We start from the raw sequence: 21,483 nt of genomic DNA, 5'->3' as shown, positions 1-21,483 counted from the left end.
GGGCAACTGGGGAATCAGGCCGATTCGCGCACGCTGATCCGGGTGGGCAGGATGCATGGCGAATCGACCGCCTCACCGGCCAGAATGGCACGGAGCATGCGGCTCGCCTCGGCTGCCAGCTCCGGCGCAGGATTGCCGACGCTGGTCAGCTGGGGATCGCTCTCGGTGGCGATCACGCTGTCGTCGAAGCTGGCCAGGAGCAGGTCTCGTGGAACCTCGCGGCCCGCCCGGCGCAGGGCGCGCAGTGCCCCCCGTGCCATCAGGTCCGAGGCAACGAAGAGCCCGTCGAAGCCGGCTTCCCTGGCCAGCAGCTCCTGGGCGGCAGCCTCTCCGCCCTCCCGAGTGAAACCACCGGCCACGGCTGCCACGGGCATGAGCCCATGGTCGGCCAGGGTGTCGCGAAAGGCCTCGAGACGTCGTCGTCCGACGACCATGTCGAGCGGTCCGGTGATGGTGGCGATCCGTGTTGCCCCGCGGGCCACCAGGTGATCGACGGCCAGCCTGACCCCCTCCTCCTGGGCGATGTCCACATAGGGTGCCCCGGAGATCCCGGGATCACCGATGAAGACCACCGGACGGCCCGTGGCATGGAGTTGGCGAGCGATCTCCCACCCGTGGTGTGAGGCGACGATGGCTCCGTCGAGGTGTCCGCTGGACAGGTACCGGGCCATGGCGTCCGGTGCGTCGCCGGGCTGGCTGACGGACAGCACGACGCGGGTGCGCGAGCCCGTGAAGCCCTGCAAGGCGCCGTGGTAGAGCTGCGAGAAGAAGGGGTCGGAGAAGATCCGGTCCTCGTTCTCGGGGAGCATGAGGGCGACGACGCCGGCGCGTTGCGTGGCGAGGGCACGGGCCAGATGGTTGGGAACGTAGCCGAGCTTGGCCACGGCGGCCTCGACGGCACGCCGCTTGTCCTCGTGGACGGTGGTCCCGGAGTTCAGGACTCGGCTCGCGGTTGCCCGGGAGACTCCGGCCAGCCGCGCCACGTCGTCCAGCGTGGGCGTCGAGGAGTCTGGCCTCATCCCTTCACTGCTCCCTGCATGACGCCGGCAACCAGTTGACGGCCGGCCACGAGGAAGACCAGGACGAGGGGCAGGGTGATGATGAGCACACCAGCCATGATGAGGGCCATGTCCTTGAAATAGGAAGCCTGCAGCAGCTGGAGCGCCACCGGAAGCGTCGGGTTCGACGATCCGAGCACGATGAAGGGCCAGAAGAAGCTGGTCCAGGAGCCGACGAAGGTGAACAGGCCCAGCATGGAAGCCGCGGGCCGCGCCGCCGGAACGACGACGTGCCAGAAGGTGCGGATCATGTTGCATCCGTCCATGCGGGCAGCCTCGATCAGCTCGTAGGGGAGCGCATCCTCCAGGTACTGGGTCATCCAGAAGACACCGAAGGCGGAGACCATGGCCGGCACGATCACGGCGGCCAGCTTCCCGGTCCAGCCGAGCTTGGCCATCACGATGAACAGCGGGATGATGCCCAGCTGCGACGGGATGGCCATGGTGCCGATGACGAAGGCCAGCAGGAATCGCTTGCCGCGGAAGCGCAGCTTGGCAAAGGCGAAACCGGCGAGGGTGGAGAAGAACATCACAGACAGGGCAGTGACGACCGAGACGATCATGCTGTTCTGGAAGGCCTGCCAGATCTTGATGTCCGAGTGGAGCACGCGTTGCAGGTTCTCCAGCAGGTGACTTCCGGGGATCGGGCTGGGGATCGGGTGCTGGGCAATCTCCGAGCTGGTGGACGAGGCGAGCAGGAAGGCGTAGTAGATCGGCACGAAGGAGACCAGGAGCACCAAAGTGAGCAGCAGGTAGGTGCCCCATCCGGGGCGTCGCACGCCACCCTCGAGGCGGGCCTGACGACGCCGGGCCGCGCGGGCTGCTCCCTTTCCGGCGATCTGCTCGATGGCGGGGGTGGAGAGCTGGGCGCTCATCGGGTGCCTCCCTGGGTACGGCCGAGGCGGCGGGTGGGATGTGTCTGGCCGCTGGATGAGATGCGACGGGTGATGAAGTAGTTGAGCAGGGAGATCGTCACGACGATCAGGAAGAGGATCCAGGCGACGGCAGAGGCGCGGCCGAGGTTGCGCTGGCTGCCCCAGCCGAGTTCGTACATGTACATCGTCACCGTCATCCACTGACGGTCCGCGCCGCCCGCGCCGGTGGTGTCGAACATGCGCGGCTCGTCGAAGATCTGCAGCCCACCGATGGTGGAGGTGATCACGACGAAGATGATCGTCGGCCTGAGCATCGGGATCGTGACGTGCAGGAAGGTCTTGACGCGGCTGGCCCCGTCGACGACCGCGGCCTCGATCGTCTCGCGCGGGATCGCCTGCATGGCGGCCAGGAAGATGAGCGTGTTGTACCCGGTCCAGCGGAAGTTCACCATCGTGGCGATGGCGAGGTGGGACGCCAGCACGTCCTTGTGCCAGCCAATCGGGTCCATGCCCAGCTGTCCGAGGACGGCATTGATGACGCCGGACTGGTCGGAGAAAACCTGCCCGAAGATGAGGGAGACGGCGATGGGGGCCACCACATAGGGCAGCAGCACGCCCATCCGCCAGAAGGTCTTCGCCTTGAGGTTCGCGTCCAGGACAGCAGCTATCAGGATTGCGGCCACGACCTGGGGAACCGAGGAGAGCAGGAAGATGCTGAAGGTATTGCGCAGCCCCTTCCAGAAACGAGGCTGCTCGAGGACCCAGACGTAGTTGTCGAGCCCCACGAAGCCCTGGTTGCCGCGGATGAGGTTCCACTTGTGGGCGCTGACGAAGGCCGTGTACAGGAGCGGGAAGAGCCCTGCGATGGCGAAGATGATGAAGAAGGGTGCGATGTAGAGGTAGGGCGAGGCCTTCTGGTCCCAGTGGCTCAGCCGTTGGCGCTTGGACAGGGGTTGGGTACTCATCGGGTGTCCTCGTTGGTGGTGGCGTCGGGGGATGATGGGGCGGCGCCGGGCGCCGCCCCACCAGGCGGATCAGCCGAGTGCCTTGGCCTCGTCGACGGCCTTCTTCCAGGAGTCCTCGCGGTTCGCGGACTTCTCGACGGCGGTGCGGGTCAGCGCATCCTGCGCGATGGTGTCGATGGCGAAGTAGCTCGGGCCCTTGTAGGGGGTGACCTTCACCGCGGCGGCCCGGTCGGAGAGGATCTTGCCGACGGGAGCATTGTTGAAGAACTTGTTGACATTGCCCGTGACAGCCGGGTCCTCGAGGGCCTTCTTCTGACTCGGGAAGGTGCCCTTCGACTCGAAGGCCTTGATCTGCTGTTCGGGAGCCGTGAGCCAGGCGGCCAGCTCACGTGCTGCGGCCTTGTGCTGTCCTTGTTCGGGGACCGTCAGGTACGAGCCGCCCCAGTTGCCGCCGCCTCCGGGGAAGACATTGGCGATGTCCCAACCCTTCACGCCGGCGGCATTGCCCTCGATGACGCCGAGCATCCAGCCCGGGCAGAGCATGGTGGCGAAGCGGCCACTCTGGAATCCCTTGTTCCAGTCAGGGCTCCACTGGGACAGGCCGGCGGACAACTTGTTGTCCACGGACTGCGTCACCACGTCGTCGTAGAGCTCCTTGACGGGCTTGTTCTCGTCCAGAGGGATCACCTGCTCCTCCTCGGTGGACGAGGAGTAGGGGTTCTCCATCTGGTTCAGGCGTGCGGCCCAGACGGCATTGGGGGAGTCGTACCAGCCCACATTGGGCACCTTGCCCACGAACTGCTTGCCCACCGAGAAGTACTTGTCCCAGTCGCCTTCGAGGAGCTTGGCCACCTCGTCGCGGTCCGTGGGCAGGCCGGCCTTGGCGAACAGGTCCGAGCGGTAGCAGACGGCCTCGGGGCCGATGTCGGTTCCGTAGGCCATCAGCTTGCCGTCGGGAGTGGTTGCTGCCTTTTCCTTCCACTCCAGCCAGCGGTCCGTCACATCATCGGCCTTCAGGTCCATGAACTTGTCGCTGGACTGCATCAGCTCGGGCAGCCAGTCGACCTCGACGGCCTCGATGTCGGCAAGGCCGGATCCCGCAGCGAGGCGGGTGTTCATGTTGTCGCGGGCCTCCTGTGTGGTCGCCGCCTTCTTCGCCTTCACGGTCACATTGGGATGGAGCTTCATGTATTCGGCGTAGAGCTTGTCGTAGCCGAACTCGTTGAAGGTGGCGACGGTGAGTGTCACCTTCTCGTTGGGGTCTGCGGTCGTGGCCTGGGTGTCGGCAGCCTTGTCGCCGCTGGAACAACCCGTTGCCATCACTGCAAGGCCAGCTGCCAGCGCGGCTGCCTTCCTCCACTTGCCAGTGCTCACCAGGGACTCCTTTGGATCACGGTCGTGCCACGATGCACGATCCACTCTGGTCGAGAGCCGCTGTGAAAGCGCTCTCATGTCCGGCATCTAAGCACGGTCCCTTCGGGGTTGGCAAGGGTTCGGTATGGCGAAGTGCGGCTCCAAAACTAGGTGTTGACCTTGCGAGATCAGCGCCGATAGCCTGACCTGCAGCCGTCTGAAACCGCTTTCAATATGGAAATGGTGCGGGGTGTGAGAGGAGTTCTGGTGAGGTTCAACGATGATTTCGTCTTCGGGACGGCGACGGCGTCCTACCAGGTGGAGGGCGCCCACGCCGAGGGCGGCCGGACCCCCAGCATCTGGGACACCCAGTGCCGCACCCCGGGCAAGGTCCATGGCGGGGACACGGGCGACGTGGCCTGCGACCAGTACCACCGTTGGGACGAGGATCTGGAGATCATCAAGTCCTTGGGCCTGCAGGCATACCGCTTCTCCATCTCCTGGAGCCGAGTCATCCCCGACGGGGTCGGTGAGGTCAACCCGGAGGGCGTGGCCTACTACCGTCGCGTCTGCGAGACGCTGAAGGCTGCCGGCATCAGCCCCGTCGTGACCCTCTATCACTGGGACCTGCCGCAGGTGCTGGAAGACAAGGGCGGCTGGACGCTACGCGAGACCGCCTACGCCTTCGCTGACTATGCCCAGAAGATGGCGCGTGAGCTGGGAGACGTCGTCGACGTGTGGAGCACCCTCAACGAGCCGTGGTGCTCGTCCTACCTGGGTTACGGCTCGGGCGTCCATGCTCCCGGGCACACCGATCCGGTGGAGGCCCTCAAGGCGGTGCACCACCTGAACCTGGCGCATGGGCTGGCCTCGAGGGCGTTGCGTGAGGAGCTCGGCGAGGACGTCCCCATCTGCCTGACCCTGAACCTGCATGTCATCCACCCCCTCACGGACTCCGCGGCGGACGTGGCCGCGGCTCGCCGGATCGAGGTGGTGGGCAACGAGGCCTTCCTGCAGCCGGTGATGGAAGGGCGCTTCCCCGAGGAATTGCGCGAGATCGCCAAGGACGTCACGGACTGGTCCTTCGTGCTTGACGGAGACATGGAGCTCTGCCACCAGGTGCCCGGCATCCTGGGCATCAACTACTACTCGACCTCGACGGTGAAGGCCTGTGACCCGGGGGAGGAGTCGCTGTCCGGTGGGCACGGTGAGACGGGCGTCAGCCCCTGGGTCTGTTGCGAGGACGTCACTTTCCTGCCTCCGAAGGGGCTGCTGACGGACATGGGCTGGAACATCGAGCCCGACGGCCTGCGCCAGCTGCTCGTCGCAACGGCGCGCCGCTATCCCGGCCAGCAGCTGATGGTCACGGAGAACGGCGCCGCCTTCCCCGACGAGGTCTCCGCTGACAGACAGGTGCATGACCCGCTGCGCGTCAACTACCTGCGCGACCACCTGGACGCGGTGGCCCGGGCCATCGACGAGGGGGCGCCGGTCACGGGCTACTACCTGTGGAGCCTGCTGGACAACTTCGAGTGGAGCTGGGGCTACAGCAAGCGCTTCGGCATGGTGCGGGTGGACTACGACAGTCTCGAACGCACCGTGAAGGACTCCGCGAAGTGGTACGCGGACCTTGTCCGGAGGCGGGACCTCGGGGCCGTCGGAACCGATTGGGTGGCTGGCTCCTGAGCCGGTAGAGTTGTGCCTTGGACGCCAGCACCCGATGTCGGCGTCCATGGCAAACGCCCTCCTGCCATGGGACCGACCCATGGCCGTTGAGACCAGAGGAGGTGGAGTACGCGTATGCGCAAGTACGAGATTGTGGTCATCATTGACCCCGACGTCGACGAGCGTCAGGTTTCTCCCCTGATGGACAAGCACCTGAAGACGATCACCGAAGCCGGTGGCACCGTCGACAACACCGATGTGTGGGGCAAGCGTCGCCTCGCATACGAGATCCGCAAGAAGCCGGAAGGCGTCTACGTCGTCCTGAACGTGACCGCTGAGCCGGCCACCGTGAAGGAAATGGATCGTCTGATGACGATCGACGAGCAGATCATGCGGACCAAGGTGATGCGTCCTGACGCTCACTGAGCCCACGCTCAGCTGAACGCCGGAGGCGTCCGGACAACAACCGGACAACACCACATGCATTCCCTGGACTGCTGCGGAATGAAAAACTGTCAGAGCTATCTGACAGCGTGATCCACACAGTCCTCACGTCCGATCCATACGGAGACCAACATGGCAGGCGAAACTCCCATCACCCTCGTCGGCAACCTCACCGCCGACCCCGAACTGCGCTTCACCCCGTCGGGTGCAGCCGTCGCGAACTTCACCGTCGCGTCGACACCGCGCCAGTTCGACCGTCAGACCAATGAGTGGCGTGACGGCGAGGCCATGTTCCTCAACTGTTCGGTGTGGCGTCAGGCCGCCGAGAACGTCGCCGAGTCCCTCACCAAGGGGATGCGCGTCGTCGTTCAGGGCCGCCTGAAGAGCCGCAGCTACGAAACCCGCGAGGGTGAGAAGCGCACCGTCTTCGAGGTCGAGGTCGACGAGGTCGGTCCCTCCCTGCGTTACGCCACGGCAAAGGTCACCCGTACCACGGGTGGCGGCGCCGGCGGCGGCAACTGGCAGGGTGGCAACCAGGGTGGCCAGAACACGGGTGGCGGCGCTCCTGCGCCGGCAGCCGGTGGCAACCAGGGCTGGGGCAACCAGGGTGGCGGCAACGCCGGCGCTGGTTGGCAGTCCGCACCCCAGGGCCAGGGTGGAGACAACCGTGGTGGCGGCGTCGATCCGTGGGCCCAGGCCCAGACCGACGAGCCTCCCTTCTGATCGACCGGGGCCGGATGAGACGGCCCCCACTCGAGCAGCAACCCACTCAGTACCCACGAACACCATTCCCAGTTGGGAAGGCACATTCCGGCGAAAGCCGGGCTCGCGGGAGAAGTCCCGCAGATTAGGAGCACCACAATGGCCGGTCCACAGCGCAAGCCTGTGAACAAGAAGAAGATCGTGCCGATGAAGTCGGTTCGCATCGACAACGTCGACTACAAGGACGCCGCGACCCTGCGGAAGTTCATCTCCGAGCGCGGAAAGATCCGTGCGCGTCGCGTCACGGGCCTCTCGGTCCAGGACCAGCGCAAGGTCGCGATCGCGATCAAGAACGCTCGCGAGCTCGCCCTGCTGCCCTACGCGTCCACCGCGCGCTGAGAAAGGGAGTCTGACTCATGAAGCTCATTCTCACCGCACCCGTCGAGAAGCTCGGCATTGCCGGCGACGTCGTCGAGGTCAAGGACGGCTACGGCCGCAACTTCCTGATGCCCCAGGGCAAGGCGATCCGCTGGACCCGCGGCGCCGAGAAGCAGATCGAGGGCATCAAGCGCGCTCGTGACGCTCGCGAGATCCGCGGCATCGAGCATGCCAACGAGGTCAAGGCCCAGTTGGAGGCCCTCGAGGTCACCTACGAGGCCCAGGCTGCCAGCGCCGAGGGCAAGCTCTTCGGAGCCGTCACCGCCGCTGACATCGTCAAGGCCGTCAAGGCCGTCGGTGGCCCCGCCGTCGACAAGCGCGCCGTGCAGATCGCCAAGCCGATCAAGCTCACCGGCAAGCACACCGTCGGCATCAAGCTGCACGAGGCCGTGACCGCCCACATCTCCGTGACCGTCGCTGCCAAGTGATTTCCGTCCCTCGGGACTGATTGACACAGCACACCAGCAGGGCCCGCACCGATTCGTCGGTGCGGGCCCTGCTGTCATGGGTACCCGTGCGGTGCGGCACGCCGCGAGTCAGTCCACCGGTTCGTAGGTGCGCAGCCGCAGCGAATTGGAGACCACCAGCACGGAACTCATCGCCATCGCGGCGGCGGCGATCAGCGGGTTCAGCAGGCCGGCCGCGGCGATCGGGATGGCGGCGATGTTGTAGCCGAAGGCCCACACCAGGTTCATCTTGATGGTGGAGATGGTGCGGCGGCTCAGCTGGATGGCATCCACCAGGGTCCGCAGGTCATCACGGACGATGATGATGTCCGCGCTCTTCATCGCGATCTCGGTGCCCTGGCCCATCGCGATGCCCAGGTTGGCCGTCGCCAGCGCCGCCGAGTCGTTGATGCCATCGCCCACCATCGCCACATTGCGGCCCTCGTCGCGCAGTGACTGGACGACGCCGGACTTCTCATCGGGCAGCACCCGGGCACGGACCTCGTCGATCCCGAGCTGCGCCGCGACGTGGTTGGCCACCAGCTCCGAGTCGCCCGTGAGCAGGACCGTGCGCAGTCCCATCTCCTTGAGCTTCTCGACGGCCGACTGCGCGCTCGGCTTCACCTGGTCAGCCATCGTCACCACACCCAGCAACGTGCCGTCGTGCCGCACGGCCACTGCCACAGCCCCGGCGCGCTCGGCGGAGGTGATGGCGTCGGTGGCCCACCCCTCGACAGGCTCGGGGGTCGTGGGGGAGGCCGCGGTGACCGTGTCCAGACGTCCGACGATGCACTCCTTGCCGTCCACCAGGGCGCGGGCGCCCCAGCCGAGCAGGGCACGGAAGTCGGTGACGTGGGGAGGCTCGGCCATCGTGGTGGAGCGATCGGTCCTCGAGCCTTCCTCGGTCCCCGAGCTCGTCGAGGGGCCAGTCAGTGCGGTCAGGTCGTCGGCGACGGTGACGATGGCGCGCGCAATGGGGTGCTCCGAGGAACGTTCGACGGCGGCGGCGGGCACCAGCACGTCGCTGGGCGTCAGGCCGGGGGCGGGGACGACGTCGGTGACCGCCATCCGGCCGGTGGTCAGGGTGCCGGTCTTGTCCAGGACGACGGTATCGATCCGGCCGGAGGACTCCAGGGCGTCCTGCCCCTTCACCAGGATGCCCAGCTGACCGGCCCGTCCGACGCCCACCATCAGGGCTGTCGGCGTCGCCAGGCCCAGGGCGCAGGGGCAGGCGATGATCAGCACCGCCACGCCATTGGCCAGCGCTCGGGCGCCCGAACCCGTCGCGAAGAACCACGCCAGCCCCACCACGATGGCGAGGACGATCACCGACGGCACGAAGTATTGGGTGACCTTGTCCGCCATCTTCTGCACCCGGGACTTGCGTCGCTGCGCCTCGTCCGCGATGGCTGCCATCTGTGCCAGCCGGGTGCGGGCACCCACGGCCTCCGCGAGGACGACCAGCCGGCCGGTGAGGTTCGTGGTGCCGCCCAGCACCGCGTCGCCCGGAGCAGTCTCAACCGGGACGGACTCACCGGTCATGGCGGAGCTGTCGATGGTGGAGGAGCCGTCGGCGATGCTGCCGTCGGCGACGAAGCGCTCACCGGGCAGCACGACATAGGAGTCTCCGCGCCGCAGCTCCTCGGCAGGGATCATCTCTGTGGTGCCGTCGGGCAGGAGCCGACGTGCCTGCTTCGCGGCCAGGTTGCCCAGCGCGTGCAGCACCTCGCCGGCACGTCGCCGGGCGCGGGACTCGAAGTAGCGCCCGGCCAGCTGGAAGGTGACCATGCCGGCCGCGACGTCGAGGTAGACGGCATCGGCGCCGGCAGGCGTACGGCCGAAACCCAACCAGTAGCCGGCATCGGTGGCGGGGTACTTCAGGGTCCACAGGGCCCACAGGAAGCTGACCGTGGCGCCGAGCGAGATCAGGGTGTCCATGCTCAGCGAGCGGTGCCGGATACCGCGCACCGTCGCGCGGTGGAAGGGCCAGGCGCACCACGTCACGATGGGCAGGGCCAGCAACACGCACACCAGTTGCCAGCCAGGGAAGCGCACGCTGGGCACCAGGGCCAGCTGCAGGGTCAGCGACATCAGCGGGATGCTCAGCAGGCCCGCCACGCCCATCCGTCGTCGCAGCGACGAAGTGCGCTCCGCCGCGGCCCGCTGGGTCCAGGTGTCGTCCTCGTCATCGTGCAGCGCCGCGCCGTAGCCGGCCTTCTCGACGGTGGAGATGGCCAGCGCCACGTCATCGTTGGAGGTGCCGAGGCCCTGGACGAGGGCCCGCTCGGTGGCCAGGTTGACCATGGCGGTCACACCATCGAGCTTGTTCAGCTTGCGCTCGATCCGGTTGGCGCAGGCCGCGCAGGTCATGCCGGAGATGTCGAGTTCCAGCTGCTTGTCCGTGGGGGAGGCACCATCGCGTCGGCTCTGGACGGGTGCGCTCACGGTTCTCCTCCTGTGCTTCCTGCCCAGTGCACGAAGCCGTCATCCAGCCTACGTCGTGTCATCGGTGCTGCACGACGCCGATGTCGGTCTGCGGAAAGCCATCCCCGACGAAGAGCAGCGGCTGGCCATGCGACATGACAGGAGGACAACGCGGGAGAATTCAAGAAATCCCTCCGGGTGCCTATTCGTTGTTGCGGCGCCCTGCGCGGTCTCCCAAGGCCGTGAGGCGGTTGACCAGCGGCGACGACAGCCGATCCCGCGCGGTCCTGCCGTCGACCACCTCCGGGGAGGTGCCCGAGGGCAGCAATCGGCTCGCCACCCCCATCAGGTGCACCGTCAGCCCGGGAGCGAGGCCGTGCACGCGTCGGGCAGCCGCGCTGAGGATGCCGACGTGTACCACCGGACGGCCGGCCAGGACTCCCGCCACCATCGTGCGCGCCGCCCGCTGCGCGTCCTGACTGAGCAGCGGCAGCGAGGCCGCCGGGGCAAACCAGGCGTACTGGCGGGGTGCGTCGCCGTAGAAGGTGGCCGCCGTGTGGGAACCGGTGCGCATCAGGCCGGGAACCAGCGTCGTCACAGTGACGCCGGTGCCGGCGAGTTCGGCGCTGAGCCCCTCGGTGAGTCCCGCCGCGCCGAACTTGGCGACGGAGTAGGGCAGCAGCCGGGGTGGGCTGACCACCCCACCGATGGAGTCCACCACACCGAAGCGGCCGTGTCCGCGCTCCGCCATCCGCGGCGTCACCGCGAGCGCCAGGTTGATCGGGCCCCACAGCATCACGTTGATGGCCTGCTCGAAGTGTTCGCGTCGGGTGGCCTGCCATGGCCCCACCTGGATGATGCCGGCCACGTGCAGGGCCACCTCGATGGGACCGAGCTCGGCCTCCACGCGCTCGACCAGGCCCGCCACCGCGTCCCCGTCCGACACGTCGCAGGCATGCACCAGCACCTGTGCCTCGGGATGTGCCGCGAGGATCTGCTTGCGCGCCTGGTCCAGGCTCTGTTCGTTGCGTGCGCACAGGGCCAGGTCGTGACCGAGGCGGGCAAGTTCGGTGGCCAGCAGCAGTCCAAGGCCTCTGGAGGCGCCGGCAACCAGTGCGATTGGTCGGTGCTGGGACGTGTTCAATGTGGTCATGGTGGGCTCCTGTGGTGGGGTCTTCGTAGAGTGTGACCGATTCCAGGCCCCCATGGGCCGGATCCGGGAAGGAATGCGCAGATGAGGCTGTGGTCACTACACCCGTCGCTGCTGGACCGGCAGGGACTGGTGGCGCTGTGGCGGGAGGGCCTGCTGGCGCAGGCAGTGCTGGGCGGCCGCACCACGGGCTACCGGCACCACCCACAGCTGGAGCGCTTCCGGGAGTCTCCCGACCCGCGTGGAGCCGTGCTGGCCTACCTGCAGGCCGTCGCCGACGAGGCAGACCGACGAGGGCACCACTTCGACCGGGGCCGTCTGGACGACATCCCCGTCTGGCAGGGGAGCCTGGAGGTCGCCGACGGGCAGCTCGAGCACGAACTGCGGCACCTGCGCCGCAAGGTCGAAGTGCGCAACCCGCACCTGGTGGGCTCGCTGCCCGCCTCCGCCCCGCCGGCGCACCCGGTCTTCCGGGTGGTTCCCGGGGACGTGGCCGGCTGGGAACGAGCCTGAGCCGGATCAGACGTTGACCACCCCGGAATCGCCGAGGTCCGGCTGCTCATCGGTGACCACTGCCTTCGCCATGCCCAGCAGGGTGGCGACGGTGTTCGGGGTGCTCCAGTAGGCGATGGTGCTGGGCTGGACCTTCAGGAGACGAACCATGGGATCGTCGGGCTCGCACTGCAGCCAGCTCTCCACAGCCGTGTTCCACAGCGCCTTCTGCTGCTCGACGTCCTGCACCACCTGACCGGGGCCGCTGACCGAGAGGTAGTCGCCGTGGGAGAAGGACACGTTGACGTGGGGGATCGACTCCACCTGGTCGGCCTTGTCGCTGTCCGCCTCGGTGAAGAACCACAGCGTGCCGTCGTCGTCGACGTGCATCGGTGCCATCGGGCGGCTGACGAGCTGGTCACCGTCCAGAGTGGTGACCATGGCAGTGCGTTGGGAGCGCAGCATCTCGAGGACCTCGTCGCGGGTCTTGGGAGCAGTCATGAGAACTCCTTCTGGGATGGGTTGCTCCCAGACTTGTCGATCCGGTGCCTCGTCGCCATACCCCTGCGGGCGGATTCGTGGGACGGTTGGCAGCATGGAGACCCTGCACGGACGCCTTGAGGGCGTCGCACCCGGGCGCGCGATGCTGCTCACCCGCGAGCTGTCGGTCACCGTCGACGAACTGTGGCGCTGGATCACCGAGTCCGAGCGCACCGCCCGGTGATACGGCCCGTGGCGCACCACGGACGGAATGGATACGCGGGTGGGCGACGAGGTCCTGGTGACGATGAGCGAGGAGGAGAGCGACCAGGAGTCCGGCATGCGGATCGAGGCCTGTCAGCCGCCGGCCCTGCTGGCCCTGGCCTCCACCGCACCGGCCCCCTTTGACTGGCCCATCACCCTGACCTGTGAGCCGCGCACCGCCGGCTCGGCGATCACCCTGCGGCATGGCCGGATCCCGGCCGACGTGCCACTGGGCGACCTCGGCGCCGGGTGGGAGTTCTACCTGGCCCGGCTGGTGGCGGCCGTCGAGGGCACGCATTCGCCCGGTTTCGAGGAATGCCTGGCCACCTATGGGCCGCAGTATGCGGCCCTGGGGTGAGCCTCGGCTCACAGTGCGCCGTGTCGGGCACGTGGCGCCACCTGGTGCACACTGCGCCCGGACACCCGTCGCGACGAGCAGGATGAGGCGTTCCGAGCAGTATGCGGCGCGAGGTGCGTCGGACGCGACCTGCCCAGCCGAGCGGCTCAGCCCTGGCGGTCCCGCTCGGCCAGCTGCGCGAGCATCTGGTTGTAGGCGTCGTAGGAGTCGTCGGTGCCCGCGTCGACGTGCCGGTCGAAGCGGTTCGACTCCTTGCTGTCCTGCCGATGCCACTGGGTGAGCAGCGCGATCAGGGCAATCACCAGGGGGAACTCGCCGCCGGCCCAGGCTATGGTTCCGCCGACCCACTGGTCGTGCATCAGGCCGCGAGCCTCCAGCCACGGGTGGCCCAGGGCGTGCAGGAAGCTCTCGCCGTAGACGGTCTGCTTGGCCATCAGGATCACGCCGAAGAAGGCGTGGAAGGGCATCGCGCCGATGATCAGCCCCAGCTTGCCGATGTGTGGCAGCGGGTGCGGCGGCTGGTCGATGCCGATGATCAGGCCGTAGAAGATGTAGCCGCTGACCAGGAAGTGCAGGTAGAAGAACTGGTGCAGCCAGTGCGTGTGGAGGCTGGCGGTGAACAGGCCCGAGAGGTAGAAGACGTAGTAGGTGCCGGTCATGAAGACCAGCGCGATGATCGGGTTGTACATGAATCCCAGGTAGCGGGACTTCATGGTGCAGGCCACCCATTCGCGAAGGCCCGCGGCCTCGTCACGGCTGCGCGCCGGGGTGGCGCGCAGCACCAGCGTGATGAATCCACCCAGGGTCAAGATCATCGCGGCCAACATGTTGAGGCCCAGGTTCATGAACATGTGCACGCTGAAGACGGCCGGGGCATAGCGGCCCACCCCGGAGCAGGTCAGAAGGACCACGATCACCCAGCCCGTCACCCAGGCGAAGGTGCGGCCGGCGGGCCAGTGGTCTCCCCGCTTGTTGAGCTGGGCGACGAGGTAGAGGTAGAAGGCGACGGCCACCACTGCAAGGCCGAGGAAGAACAGGTTGATCCGCCACTTGACCAGGAGGTTCACCAGCGTCGGCCAGTCTGCGACGGAGTAGCCGATGGCGGCGACATCCGTCGGGACGCTTTCGCCGACGATGTCCGGCAGCGTGCGGAAGGCACTGGCGGCGGCGAACTGCCCCAGCACCCCCACCACGGCGGCCGCCAGACAGGTGATGGCCTTGTCCACCCAGGACAGGGCGGCGATCAGCAGCGCCGCGGCGGCGCGTCCCAGGTGCCAGCGGGCGTCGTCGTCGATCTGGCCACCCTGGGCCCACACGGTGGTCAGGTCACAGACCACGACGACGGCGGCCGCTGCCAGGGACAGGAAGCGCATCCGGAAGTAGACCCGGCCACTGCCTGCCTCGTCGGCGGTGAGGAAGAGGCGGCAGATCCAGGTGCCGGCCAGCACGGTGAAGGCGACGGCGGCGATCATCCGTGCATCACCGGCAAGGTCATGGTTGCGGGGGAGTTGGTTCTCCGTCGAGGCGATGGGGGCCACCAGGGCGATGGCCTGCAGTGCCAGCGCGTAGATGGCGCTCTCCCACTGCTTGTGGAAGGTGAACAGGGTGCTCAGCAGGCCCGCTCCGGCGGCGATGCACCAGGCCAGCGCCTCGCCGTGTCCAAGACCGGCGTCGGTGCGCGTCAGGCTGGCCATGGCAATGCAGGCACCCACTCCGGCCAGCGACGAGAGACGGGCGAGGCCCAGCAACCGGTCTCCGTCCAGCCGCAGCCGATTGGCGCCGCGACGGGGGCGGATGAATGCCGCCGTCGTCCAGGCGCCCATGGTGACCGCTGCCGCGAGCCAGACCAACAGGTCGACGGCGAACTGGGTGGTGAGTAGCACGGTGTCCTCCGGTGTGCGCGCCTGGGGAAGGGCGCGGCTTGGCCACGCCATGTGGATCACGCGTGGGTGTCCCCACGATATGACGTGAGCCGCACGGGTGCCACGCGGCGGCTCGTCCATCGGATTGGACCCGGGTTCCCATGACGTTCGTCCTAGTCAGTGCCACCTCAACCTCCCGTGCAGAGTTGTCCACAGAGTTGTCCACTGCTGGGGAAAATTGCAGGGATGGAATTCCACAGGTGTGAGTAACCCTGTGGACAAGTTAAGCCTAGTCAACGGCTCTTTGGGGCTGTGGACGTGTGTGCACAGCTGTGGAGGGGTGCTGTGGTCAACTCCACGCGTCAGTCTCCGGTTGAGAGTTGCGCACACATTTGGGCGATATCTGTGGAGAACCCTGTGGGGTCATCTGACCAGAACGCGCCGCGGGATGGCTTCGTGCACAGGCCCGGCATCCCGTCGGGTGTCTACGGGGGCCTGGAACCGACGTGGCTTGATCTGGCGGTACGTAGCTGGGGCGGTACCCCAAGCTGGGTACTCCGAAATCAAGCCACGTGCGCGGGGTGACGGGGGCAGGGTGGTCACGCACTGGGCGGTGGGGCTGTGCTCTCACGCAGCACGAGCGTGGGGGAGATCATCCGGAGTGCGTCGGGTTCGGGGTTGCGCAGGCTGGAAAGGCACAGCCGCCCCAGCGCCGCGAAGTCCTGGCGGACCGTGGTCAGCGGCGGGTTGAACTGGGCGGCGAACTCGTGGTCATCGAAGCCGATGATGCTGATGTCGTCCGGTACGCGGATGCCTCGCTCGGCGAAGGCGCGCACCATCCCCAGGGCCATCAGGTCCGAGGCGGCGAAGACGGCCGTCGGGCGCTCTGGCAGGTCCGCAATCCGTCGGCCAGCTGGCTCGACTCCCCGATCCGTCGCGACGGCCGGGTGCGCGAGGACCACGCGGAGATGTTCGGCAATGCCAACCGGATGCAGTCCGAGGGCAGCTTCACCGGGCTGCGGCGTGACGCGAAGGTGCTGTTGCTGGCCAACCGCGAGTACGACCGGCTCGAGGCAGCCTCGGTGCTCGTCTCCTTCCCCGGCGACTTCCTGGAGACCCCGTCGGGCTTCAGCGAGTACGCCAACCCGCTGACGATCAGCGAGGAGACGCTCGGCTTCGACGCCCCGGTCCAGCTGGAGAAGAGCAAGGCCTTCGGTGCCTACTTCGAGGCACTTTCCGCAGGTGGTCACGACTTCGTGATCTCCGACACGGACCTGGACCCCGCACGCTGGGGTGAGCGACGCATCATCGTGCTGCCGACGCTCGACTACCTCGACGAGAAGACCCAGCAGTCGCTGGTGGACTTCGTCGCCGGTGGTGGCTGTGCCGTGGTCGGCCCGAAGCTGCCGGAGCTCGACTCGCTGATGAACCCGTGCACCATCCTCAAGGACGCCGTCGAGTCCGGCCAGGGCAAGTGGTTCGTCGTCAAGGACGGGGATGACGCCGCCAGTGTGCTCGACCAGGCATGCACCGCGGCCGAGGTGGATGCCGTCCGCAAGAGCGATGCCCGCCTGGACATGGTCGTCCATGCCGACCTGGCCGACGAGGAGCGCCGCGTCGTCTTCGTCGCCAACCCGACGGCCGAGGCCATCGAGGCTCGCGTCGAACTGCCCTTCGAGGCGGACAAGGCGACCGAACTGTGGTCCGGCCAGCCGGGCACCGTCCAGCCGGGCACCGTCCAGGGCAGCCAGCTGCTGGCGTCCATGCCCGCCTACTCGATCAACGTCTACGACTGCTCGCTGAAGAGCTGAAAGGAACTCCAATGCTTCACGGTGGTGTTTTGATGGCCGATCTGGATGTGGACCAGTGGCGCAATGCCCAGCACCTGCTGCTGCGTTCCGCCAAGGGGGCTCGCCGGATCGTGTGCCTGCTGGAGAAGGGGGAGGTGGTCAAGTGCCGCCACACCCATGGCGCCGACGTGGCCGATACACCCAGCCGGGTGGATGACCTTCAGGCTGCCGCCGACGCGCTGTATGCCGCCAACCGCGAGCAGGTCGACCAGACGCTGGGCCTGCAGTGGAAGCTGGGTGCCTCGCACGACGAGGTGGTCGCTGCTGCAGAGGCCCTCGTCACGCCGGACAGCTCGGTGGTGCTGGCCGTGCACGACGCGGGCGCCCTGTGGACCAGCCTCATCCTGCGCTTCGACGAGGACCGCAAGGTCATCTCGATCGGAACCGCGGACCCCAGCCTGGTCGACATCCATGGCGATCGTGCTGAGGTCACTCAGCGTCTGGTTACCTTCGCCAACGGACGCGAGGGCCAGGTGAAGCTCGTCGTCAGCTGCACGAAGGAGGCCGCCGAGCGCTTCCTCGAGGCGCAGGACAAGGCTGCCGTCGTGGCCGAGCTGGGTGACGACTTCTCCGTCGAGCGGATCGGCTGACACCGGGCCCGGCCCATGAACGTGGCCGGGACGTCCCACGGACGTCCCGGCCACGTTTTCGTGGATTCCGGCGCCGATCAGCCGCGCAGCAGGTCCCGGGTCAGTTCGGCGTGGCCCAGGTGCTGGCAGATCTCCTCGAAGACGTGCAGCAGGACGCCGTGACAGCTCACCAGCCACTGCTCGTCGCGTCCCTCGGGCTTGCTCGCGGGAACCGAGTGGGCCCGCACGCTGACGACGTCGGTGATGAAGCGCTCCCGTTCGACGGCCGCGCGCTCCAGCAGCTCCGCGACGCCGCCCGTGGCGGTGAACTCCGCGTCACGATCCCGTTCCACCTCCACACCACGATTGGTGGTGCAGCTCCAGAAGCGCACCATGCCCAGCACATGCGCACCGATCGCGTACAGGGAATTGGCGCCCTGGGCCGAGGGGCGGCGGTTCGCCAGTTCATCGCCGGCACCGCCGATCAGCTCGAAGAGCTCGTCGAACTTCGTGAGGGTGAACTCAAGCAGGATGCGGTCGGTGCTCATCGAGGCTCCATGGGGTCGGCGGGCTGGCTCGGACGGACTCAGGATCTCAACCGCGCCGGCGATACATCCGCAGGCGCGCGGCATAGGCCCGCGACGCTTCGGCGCAGATGGCGCGCATGGCCGGGGCCTGGGAGCGGGGATTGAAGGAGTTCGCCGGGCCGGAGACGGACATCGCGGCCACGGGGCGGCCATTCGGCCCACGCACCGGGGCTGCGACGCACACCAGTCCCTGACGGACCTCTTCGCGGTCATAGGCGATCCCGTCGGCGCGGACGCGAGCCAACTCGGCGCGCAGGCGGTCGGGGTCGGTGATGGTGTGGGGAGTCCAACGGGTCAGCTTGCCACCGACGATGCGCTCGGTGAGCTCCGGGTCGAAGGCCAGCATGGCCTTGCCGACGCCGGTGCAGTAGGCCGGGATCCGGCCGCCGATCCGCGACGGTGTGGGGATGCTCTGCAGGCCGTGCAGCTTGTTCAGGTAGACCACATTGGTGCCCTCGAGCACCGCGAGGTGGACCGTCTGCCGGCTGCGCTCGTAGAGGTGCGCCAGGAAAGGGGTCAGGGTGTCGCGGACCAAGTCGATCTCCGGCATCACGATGGGGCTGGCCAATTGGTGCAGCAGGGGGCCGAGGCGGTAGTTGCTGCCCGCGCGCTCCACGGCACCATTGCGCTCCAGCATTCCCAGCAGGCGGAAGGAGGTCGACTTGCTCAGTTCCGCGCGTCGGGCGAGTTCGCTGACGCCAACGCCCACCGATGCGTCGTTCCCAAAGGCGCTGAGCAGGGCCAAGGCCTTGTCCACCGCCGTTCGAGAGTCTCGGGAACGCGGGGTGCCTGCCGTGGCACCGGGTTCGGCTGAACTGCTGGGCGTGGTCATCCCACGGATCTCCTCTTCCTGGCGGGCCTTCCTTGGCCGTCACGACAGACTATCTCCACTCGACCAGACGGTGCAGAAACCGTAGTCAGGAGTGATAAGTGGCACGCCGGACCCGAAGAACGAGAATTTGCACGGAGTCCGCCGAGGCTCATTCGCCGGAGGGTTCCTCGTCGTCCAGGGACTGGTCCATGTCCAGGGCAGGCAGCGCCGTGCGCGGGTAGGCGACGGGCTTGGCCGGTACACCCGCGACGGTGGTGTGGGCCGGAACGTCGTGCAGCACCACCGAACCCGAACCGATCTTGGCGCCCTCTCCGACGGAGATGTTGCCCAGGACCTTTGCGCCGGCTCCGATCATGACGCCGCGGCCGATCTTGGGGTGGCGGTCCCCACCGACCTTGCCGGTGCCGCCCAGGGTGACCTCGTGCAGCATGGAGAAGTCGTCGCCCAGCACGGCCGTCTCGCCGATCACCACGCTGGTCGCGTGGTCGAACATCAGCCCCTTGCCAAGCCGTGCGCCCGGGTGGATGTCCACGGCGAAGGCCTCGGAGATCCTGCTCTGCATGAACAGGGCCAAGGCCTTGCGGTCCTGCTTCCAGTAGTGGTGGCTGACGCGGTGGGCCTGGATCGCGTGGAAGCCCTTGAAGTACAGCAGCGGCTGGGAGTAGCCGCGGCATGCGGGGTCTCGGGTGACGATGGCCTGAAGGTCTGCCTGCACCGCCGTCATGATCCCGTCGTGCTCGGCAAAGACCGGTTGGAGGAGGTCCCGCAGGGTCAGGGCGGTGACGGTCTGACTGGCCAGCTTGGCGGCCAGCAGGTAGCTCAGCGAGTCCGCCAGTGTCTCGTGCCCCAGCACAACTGTGTTCAGGAAGCCCGCCAGGGCAGGCTCGGCGACGGCGTCGGCCTCCGCCTCCTCACGGATCCGGTCCCAGATCTGGTCGTCGCCCACGGGGGTGCAGTAGTGGGGAGTCGAGCCGGCTGGGGAGGGCGCTGCGCTTCGGATCATGGGACAGCCTCTCAGGACGGGAGCGTGGACAACGCTACGAAACTTCTCAACGCCGAGACTCCCTTGTCCATTCCCCGTCTGGTGATGCGGGGGGCACCACATCCCAAAACTGAGAGCGCAGAGGAGGCCAGGACGGCGGTGGAACGATCCAATGGGCCCATTCTCCTCTCAGTTTTCGGAGGCGGGGCCCGGCGGGTGGCAATCGGGGCGGCGTGCAATGCTCGGGGGCATGGAAGAAATGGTGGAGGTCCGCGACGAGCTGGGGCGGCCGTTGCGCGTGGTGCCCCGCTCCGTGATGCGACGGGGGAACCTGCGCCACGGCGCCACCGGGATCATGGTGGTGAACTCCTCCGGGCAGGTCTACGTGCACCGCCGCACGGACACCAAGGACGTCTACCCCGGCTTCCACGACTTCGCCGCGGGCGGCGTGATCAGCGCCGGTGAGGATCCGCCCGACTCGGCGCGACGGGAACTCGCCGAAGAGCTGGGGATCACCGGCGTCGTCCTGGAGTTCATGGGCGAGGCCGACTACCGCGACGAACGCATCGACCTGCACGCCTGGCTCTACCGGGTGCGCTGGGACGGCCCCATCGTGCACCAGCCCAGCGAAGTGGCGTGGGGGCGGTGGATGGACGTCGAGGAGGTGCAGACGATGATCGACGATCCGGCCGTCGACGTGATGCCTGATGCCGTGGCGTTGTGGACCGCCGTCGACTGGCGCCGTGGCCTGACGGGCTGAGACCCCCCCATTGCCTAGCGTGTGGCCATGAGCGAGCCGCAGAATCCGTACGGCCAGGATCCCTACCGGCAGTACCCGGTGCAGGGACAGGAGCCCACGCCCCTGCAGCAGGGCTGGGCCAATCCGCAGTCCCAGCCCCAGCAGCTGAGCTGGGCCAAACCCCAGCCCCAGCACTGGGGACAGGTACCGCCCGAACCGCCGCAGGGGAGCTGGCCCGTCACCTACCAGCAGCCCGGAGGTCTGGTTCCCACCCAGCCGCCGCCCGCGAAGAGCACCGCGAAGACGGTCGTGGGCTGGATCCTCGCCGTCATCGCCGTCATCGCCGTCCTGACGGTGCTGTCGATGATGTCCCGCGCAGGGCAGGGCCAGCTGCAACTGGTCAGCCCGGACCCGGCCTACACCTTCGGCACCTGGATCGGCATCCTCCTCACCCTGGTGCTGCCCGCCTGGGGCGGGTACCGGCTGCTCACCTCGCACCGTCGTGCGATGGAGAAGTGGCAGCGCGAGCAGGGACAGCTCCCGCCCCGCTGAGTTCCAGGGTCAGCCCAGCGGGCCCACGAAGCGCGGGTCCGCCACGCCTGTCTCCGGCGAGGCCAGCGCCAGGGCAACCCGCATCATCGCCTGCGAGAGCAGCGGCTCGGGGTCCGCGTCGGATCCGACGGGAAGCATCAGACGTACCGTGATCTGGGTGTCCAGGGCGCTGGACCCGTGCCGCGCCATCGAGCGGCTGCCCGCCACGCGCCAGCTGCTGCCAGCAGGAATCTCCTGGCCGTCGACGGGGAAGGCCAGCAGGTCGTCGACGGTGAAGTCCGCGCTGGCCAGCCGCGGGTCCTCGGTGACGGGGACCGGGCTGGCCAGTGTGACCACATGGGTGCCCAGGGTACGGGCGGTGAAGGAGGTACTCATGGCTCCATCCTGACAACCGCC

24 protein-coding genes and 1 pseudogene are annotated in these 21,483 nt (G+C 67.6%); 12 read left to right on the top strand and 13 right to left on the bottom strand.

Features of this window, described 5'->3' with window-relative positions:
- Positions 1 to 14: 14 nt before the first annotated feature.
- From EDD41_RS09065 to EDD41_RS09050, 4 genes are all read right to left on the bottom strand, one after another.
- A complete protein-coding gene (locus tag EDD41_RS09065; protein ID WP_094765606.1) occupies positions 15 to 1,019 on the bottom strand; it encodes a LacI family DNA-binding transcriptional regulator in 1,005 nt (334 codons plus the stop codon).
- Complete coding sequence (locus EDD41_RS09060) at positions 1,016 to 1,933, bottom strand: carbohydrate ABC transporter permease (RefSeq protein ID WP_211336622.1); 918 nt, start codon at positions 1,931 to 1,933, stop codon at positions 1,016 to 1,018. Before EDD41_RS09060 ends, EDD41_RS09065 begins: the two co-directional genes overlap by 4 nt.
- Entirely contained in the window at positions 1,930 to 2,898 is a 969-nt protein-coding gene (locus EDD41_RS09055; protein WP_094765605.1) for a carbohydrate ABC transporter permease, read from the bottom strand. Before EDD41_RS09055 ends, EDD41_RS09060 begins: the two co-directional genes overlap by 4 nt.
- A gap of 69 nt (positions 2,899 to 2,967) precedes the next feature.
- Positions 2,968 to 4,272 carry an ABC transporter substrate-binding protein gene (locus EDD41_RS09050; protein ID WP_245995593.1) on the bottom strand — a complete coding sequence of 435 codons (1,305 nt, stop codon included), beginning with the start codon at positions 4,270 to 4,272 and terminating at the stop codon, positions 2,968 to 2,970.
- A 246-nt stretch (positions 4,273 to 4,518) separates the two neighbouring features.
- Between EDD41_RS09050 and EDD41_RS09045 the strand changes: the two genes are divergently transcribed.
- The 5 genes from EDD41_RS09045 (at position 4,519) to rplI (ending at position 7,928) form a co-directional block, all read left to right on the top strand.
- Positions 4,519 to 5,937 (top strand): GH1 family beta-glucosidase, encoded by a 1,419-nt coding sequence (locus tag EDD41_RS09045; RefSeq protein ID WP_245995592.1) that lies wholly within the window; start codon positions 4,519 to 4,521, stop codon positions 5,935 to 5,937.
- A 114-nt stretch (positions 5,938 to 6,051) separates the two neighbouring features.
- Complete coding sequence (gene rpsF, locus EDD41_RS09040; RefSeq protein WP_094765603.1) at positions 6,052 to 6,342, top strand: 30S ribosomal protein S6; 291 nt, start codon at positions 6,052 to 6,054, stop codon at positions 6,340 to 6,342.
- A gap of 150 nt (positions 6,343 to 6,492) precedes the next feature.
- Positions 6,493 to 7,083, top strand: a complete 591-nt coding sequence (locus EDD41_RS09035; protein ID WP_094765602.1) for a single-stranded DNA-binding protein — start codon at positions 6,493 to 6,495, stop codon at positions 7,081 to 7,083.
- A gap of 138 nt (positions 7,084 to 7,221) precedes the next feature.
- Complete coding sequence (rpsR, locus tag EDD41_RS09030; protein WP_094765601.1) at positions 7,222 to 7,461, top strand: 30S ribosomal protein S18; 240 nt, start codon at positions 7,222 to 7,224, stop codon at positions 7,459 to 7,461.
- A 17-nt stretch (positions 7,462 to 7,478) separates the two neighbouring features.
- A complete protein-coding gene (gene rplI, locus EDD41_RS09025; protein ID WP_094765600.1) occupies positions 7,479 to 7,928 on the top strand; it encodes a 50S ribosomal protein L9 in 450 nt (149 codons plus the stop codon).
- A gap of 108 nt (positions 7,929 to 8,036) precedes the next feature.
- Here the strand turns inward: rplI and EDD41_RS09020 are convergent, their stop codons facing one another.
- A complete protein-coding gene (locus EDD41_RS09020) occupies positions 8,037 to 10,391 on the bottom strand; it encodes a heavy metal translocating P-type ATPase (RefSeq protein WP_281273116.1) in 2,355 nt (784 codons plus the stop codon).
- A 181-nt stretch (positions 10,392 to 10,572) separates the two neighbouring features.
- The gene (locus tag EDD41_RS09015; protein ID WP_094765599.1) at positions 10,573 to 11,523 is read right to left on the bottom strand and encodes an SDR family NAD(P)-dependent oxidoreductase; all 951 of its coding nucleotides are present in this window, start codon (positions 11,521 to 11,523) and stop codon (positions 10,573 to 10,575) included.
- 81 nt (positions 11,524 to 11,604) lie between these two features.
- On the opposite strand from EDD41_RS09015, the gene EDD41_RS09010 reads away from it, so the two are divergent.
- Positions 11,605 to 12,033, top strand: coding sequence for a pyrimidine dimer DNA glycosylase/endonuclease V (locus EDD41_RS09010; RefSeq protein ID WP_123575659.1), 429 nt, complete (start codon positions 11,605 to 11,607; stop codon positions 12,031 to 12,033).
- A 6-nt stretch (positions 12,034 to 12,039) separates the two neighbouring features.
- Here the strand turns inward: EDD41_RS09010 and EDD41_RS16840 are convergent, their stop codons facing one another.
- Entirely contained in the window at positions 12,040 to 12,513 is a 474-nt protein-coding gene (locus EDD41_RS16840; protein WP_170165304.1) for a pyridoxamine 5'-phosphate oxidase family protein, read from the bottom strand.
- 94 nt (positions 12,514 to 12,607) lie between these two features.
- Between EDD41_RS16840 and EDD41_RS17825 the strand changes: the two genes are divergently transcribed.
- Both EDD41_RS17825 and EDD41_RS09000 read left to right on the top strand, forming a co-directional pair.
- On the top strand, positions 12,608 to 12,736 hold the full coding sequence (locus EDD41_RS17825) for a hypothetical protein (protein ID WP_281273115.1): 129 nt from the start codon (positions 12,608 to 12,610) through the stop codon (positions 12,734 to 12,736).
- 21 nt (positions 12,737 to 12,757) lie between these two features.
- A pseudogene (locus tag EDD41_RS09000) lies at positions 12,758 to 13,114 on the top strand (SRPBCC domain-containing protein); the annotation flags it as partial.
- 146 nt (positions 13,115 to 13,260) lie between these two features.
- On the opposite strand, the gene EDD41_RS08995 reads toward EDD41_RS09000, so the two are convergent.
- Positions 13,261 to 15,048 (bottom strand): cytochrome c oxidase assembly protein, encoded by a 1,788-nt coding sequence (locus EDD41_RS08995; RefSeq protein ID WP_148060522.1) that lies wholly within the window; start codon positions 15,046 to 15,048, stop codon positions 13,261 to 13,263.
- Positions 15,049 to 15,575: 527 nt separating this feature from the next.
- A complete protein-coding gene (locus EDD41_RS17520) occupies positions 15,576 to 15,938 on the bottom strand; it encodes a LacI family DNA-binding transcriptional regulator (RefSeq protein WP_245995591.1) in 363 nt (120 codons plus the stop codon).
- Between EDD41_RS17520 and EDD41_RS17515 the strand changes: the two genes are divergently transcribed.
- Both EDD41_RS17515 and EDD41_RS08980 read left to right on the top strand, forming a co-directional pair.
- Positions 15,924 to 16,787: a hypothetical protein gene (locus EDD41_RS17515; protein ID WP_245995590.1), complete on the top strand. Its 864-nt coding sequence runs from the start codon at positions 15,924 to 15,926 to the stop codon at positions 16,785 to 16,787. The genes EDD41_RS17520 and EDD41_RS17515 overlap by 15 nt on opposite strands.
- A 32-nt stretch (positions 16,788 to 16,819) precedes the next feature.
- On the top strand, positions 16,820 to 17,416 hold the full coding sequence (locus EDD41_RS08980; protein ID WP_245995589.1) for a hypothetical protein: 597 nt from the start codon (positions 16,820 to 16,822) through the stop codon (positions 17,414 to 17,416).
- A gap of 77 nt (positions 17,417 to 17,493) precedes the next feature.
- On the opposite strand, the gene EDD41_RS08975 is transcribed toward EDD41_RS08980, so the two are convergent.
- The 3 genes from EDD41_RS08975 to cysE all read right to left on the bottom strand — a co-directional run bounded on the left by EDD41_RS08975 (position 17,494) and on the right by cysE (position 19,817).
- Complete coding sequence (locus EDD41_RS08975) at positions 17,494 to 17,943, bottom strand: mycothiol transferase (RefSeq protein WP_123575653.1); 450 nt, start codon at positions 17,941 to 17,943, stop codon at positions 17,494 to 17,496.
- Positions 17,944 to 17,989: 46 nt separating this feature from the next.
- Positions 17,990 to 18,814, bottom strand: a complete 825-nt coding sequence (locus EDD41_RS08970) for an IclR family transcriptional regulator (RefSeq protein ID WP_123575652.1) — start codon at positions 18,812 to 18,814, stop codon at positions 17,990 to 17,992.
- Positions 18,815 to 18,962: 148 nt separating this feature from the next.
- Positions 18,963 to 19,817: a serine O-acetyltransferase gene (gene cysE / locus EDD41_RS08965; RefSeq protein ID WP_123575651.1), complete on the bottom strand. Its 855-nt coding sequence runs from the start codon at positions 19,815 to 19,817 to the stop codon at positions 18,963 to 18,965.
- A gap of 229 nt (positions 19,818 to 20,046) precedes the next feature.
- On the opposite strand from cysE, the gene EDD41_RS08960 reads away from it, so the two are divergent.
- Entirely contained in the window at positions 20,047 to 20,556 is a 510-nt protein-coding gene (locus EDD41_RS08960; RefSeq protein ID WP_211336620.1) for an NUDIX hydrolase, read from the top strand.
- A gap of 27 nt (positions 20,557 to 20,583) precedes the next feature.
- Positions 20,584 to 21,087: a hypothetical protein gene (locus EDD41_RS08955; protein ID WP_123575650.1), complete on the top strand. Its 504-nt coding sequence runs from the start codon at positions 20,584 to 20,586 to the stop codon at positions 21,085 to 21,087.
- Positions 21,088 to 21,096: 9 nt separating this feature from the next.
- On the opposite strand, the gene EDD41_RS08950 is transcribed toward EDD41_RS08955, so the two are convergent.
- Positions 21,097 to 21,462: a hypothetical protein gene (locus tag EDD41_RS08950; protein ID WP_123575649.1), complete on the bottom strand. Its 366-nt coding sequence runs from the start codon at positions 21,460 to 21,462 to the stop codon at positions 21,097 to 21,099.
- Positions 21,463 to 21,483: the final 21 nt, after the last annotated feature.

The organism is Luteococcus japonicus (assembly GCF_003752415.1).
GTDB lineage: Bacteria > Actinomycetota > Actinomycetes > Propionibacteriales > Propionibacteriaceae > Luteococcus > Luteococcus japonicus.
Note: the sequence above shows the minus strand (reverse complement) of the source record. Positions and strands in the feature narration are given on the sequence as shown.

Excerpts from the sequence above, each read along its gene's own strand:
- rpsF (WP_094765603.1), top strand. The coding sequence starts at position 6,052 with ATGCGCAAGTACGAGATTGTGGTCATCATTGACCCCGACGTCGACGAG.
- EDD41_RS17825 (WP_281273115.1), top strand. The coding sequence starts at position 12,608 with ATGGAGACCCTGCACGGACGCCTTGAGGGCGTCGCACCCGGGCGCGCG.
- EDD41_RS09065 (WP_094765606.1), bottom strand. The coding sequence starts at position 1,019 with ATGAGGCCAGACTCCTCGACGCCCACGCTGGACGACGTGGCGCGGCTG.
- EDD41_RS09035 (WP_094765602.1), top strand. The coding sequence starts at position 6,493 with ATGGCAGGCGAAACTCCCATCACCCTCGTCGGCAACCTCACCGCCGAC.
- EDD41_RS09060 (WP_211336622.1), bottom strand. The coding sequence starts at position 1,933 with ATGAGCGCCCAGCTCTCCACCCCCGCCATCGAGCAGATCGCCGGAAAG.
- EDD41_RS09010 (WP_123575659.1), top strand. The coding sequence starts at position 11,605 with ATGAGGCTGTGGTCACTACACCCGTCGCTGCTGGACCGGCAGGGACTG.
- EDD41_RS08960 (WP_211336620.1), top strand. The coding sequence starts at position 20,047 with ATGGAAGAAATGGTGGAGGTCCGCGACGAGCTGGGGCGGCCGTTGCGC.
- EDD41_RS08980 (WP_245995589.1), top strand. The coding sequence starts at position 16,820 with ATGGCCGATCTGGATGTGGACCAGTGGCGCAATGCCCAGCACCTGCTG.
- EDD41_RS08950 (WP_123575649.1), bottom strand. The coding sequence starts at position 21,462 with ATGAGTACCTCCTTCACCGCCCGTACCCTGGGCACCCATGTGGTCACA.
- EDD41_RS16840 (WP_170165304.1), bottom strand. The coding sequence starts at position 12,513 with ATGACTGCTCCCAAGACCCGCGACGAGGTCCTCGAGATGCTGCGCTCC.
- EDD41_RS08975 (WP_123575653.1), bottom strand. The coding sequence starts at position 17,943 with ATGAGCACCGACCGCATCCTGCTTGAGTTCACCCTCACGAAGTTCGAC.
- EDD41_RS09015 (WP_094765599.1), bottom strand. The coding sequence starts at position 11,523 with ATGACCACATTGAACACGTCCCAGCACCGACCAATCGCACTGGTTGCC.
- rpsR (WP_094765601.1), top strand. The coding sequence starts at position 7,222 with ATGGCCGGTCCACAGCGCAAGCCTGTGAACAAGAAGAAGATCGTGCCG.
- EDD41_RS08995 (WP_148060522.1), bottom strand. The coding sequence starts at position 15,048 with ATGGCGTGGCCAAGCCGCGCCCTTCCCCAGGCGCGCACACCGGAGGAC.
- EDD41_RS08970 (WP_123575652.1), bottom strand. The coding sequence starts at position 18,814 with ATGACCACGCCCAGCAGTTCAGCCGAACCCGGTGCCACGGCAGGCACC.
- EDD41_RS08955 (WP_123575650.1), top strand. The coding sequence starts at position 20,584 with ATGAGCGAGCCGCAGAATCCGTACGGCCAGGATCCCTACCGGCAGTAC.
- rplI (WP_094765600.1), top strand. The coding sequence starts at position 7,479 with ATGAAGCTCATTCTCACCGCACCCGTCGAGAAGCTCGGCATTGCCGGC.
- cysE (WP_123575651.1), bottom strand. The coding sequence starts at position 19,817 with ATGATCCGAAGCGCAGCGCCCTCCCCAGCCGGCTCGACTCCCCACTAC.
- EDD41_RS09055 (WP_094765605.1), bottom strand. The coding sequence starts at position 2,898 with ATGAGTACCCAACCCCTGTCCAAGCGCCAACGGCTGAGCCACTGGGAC.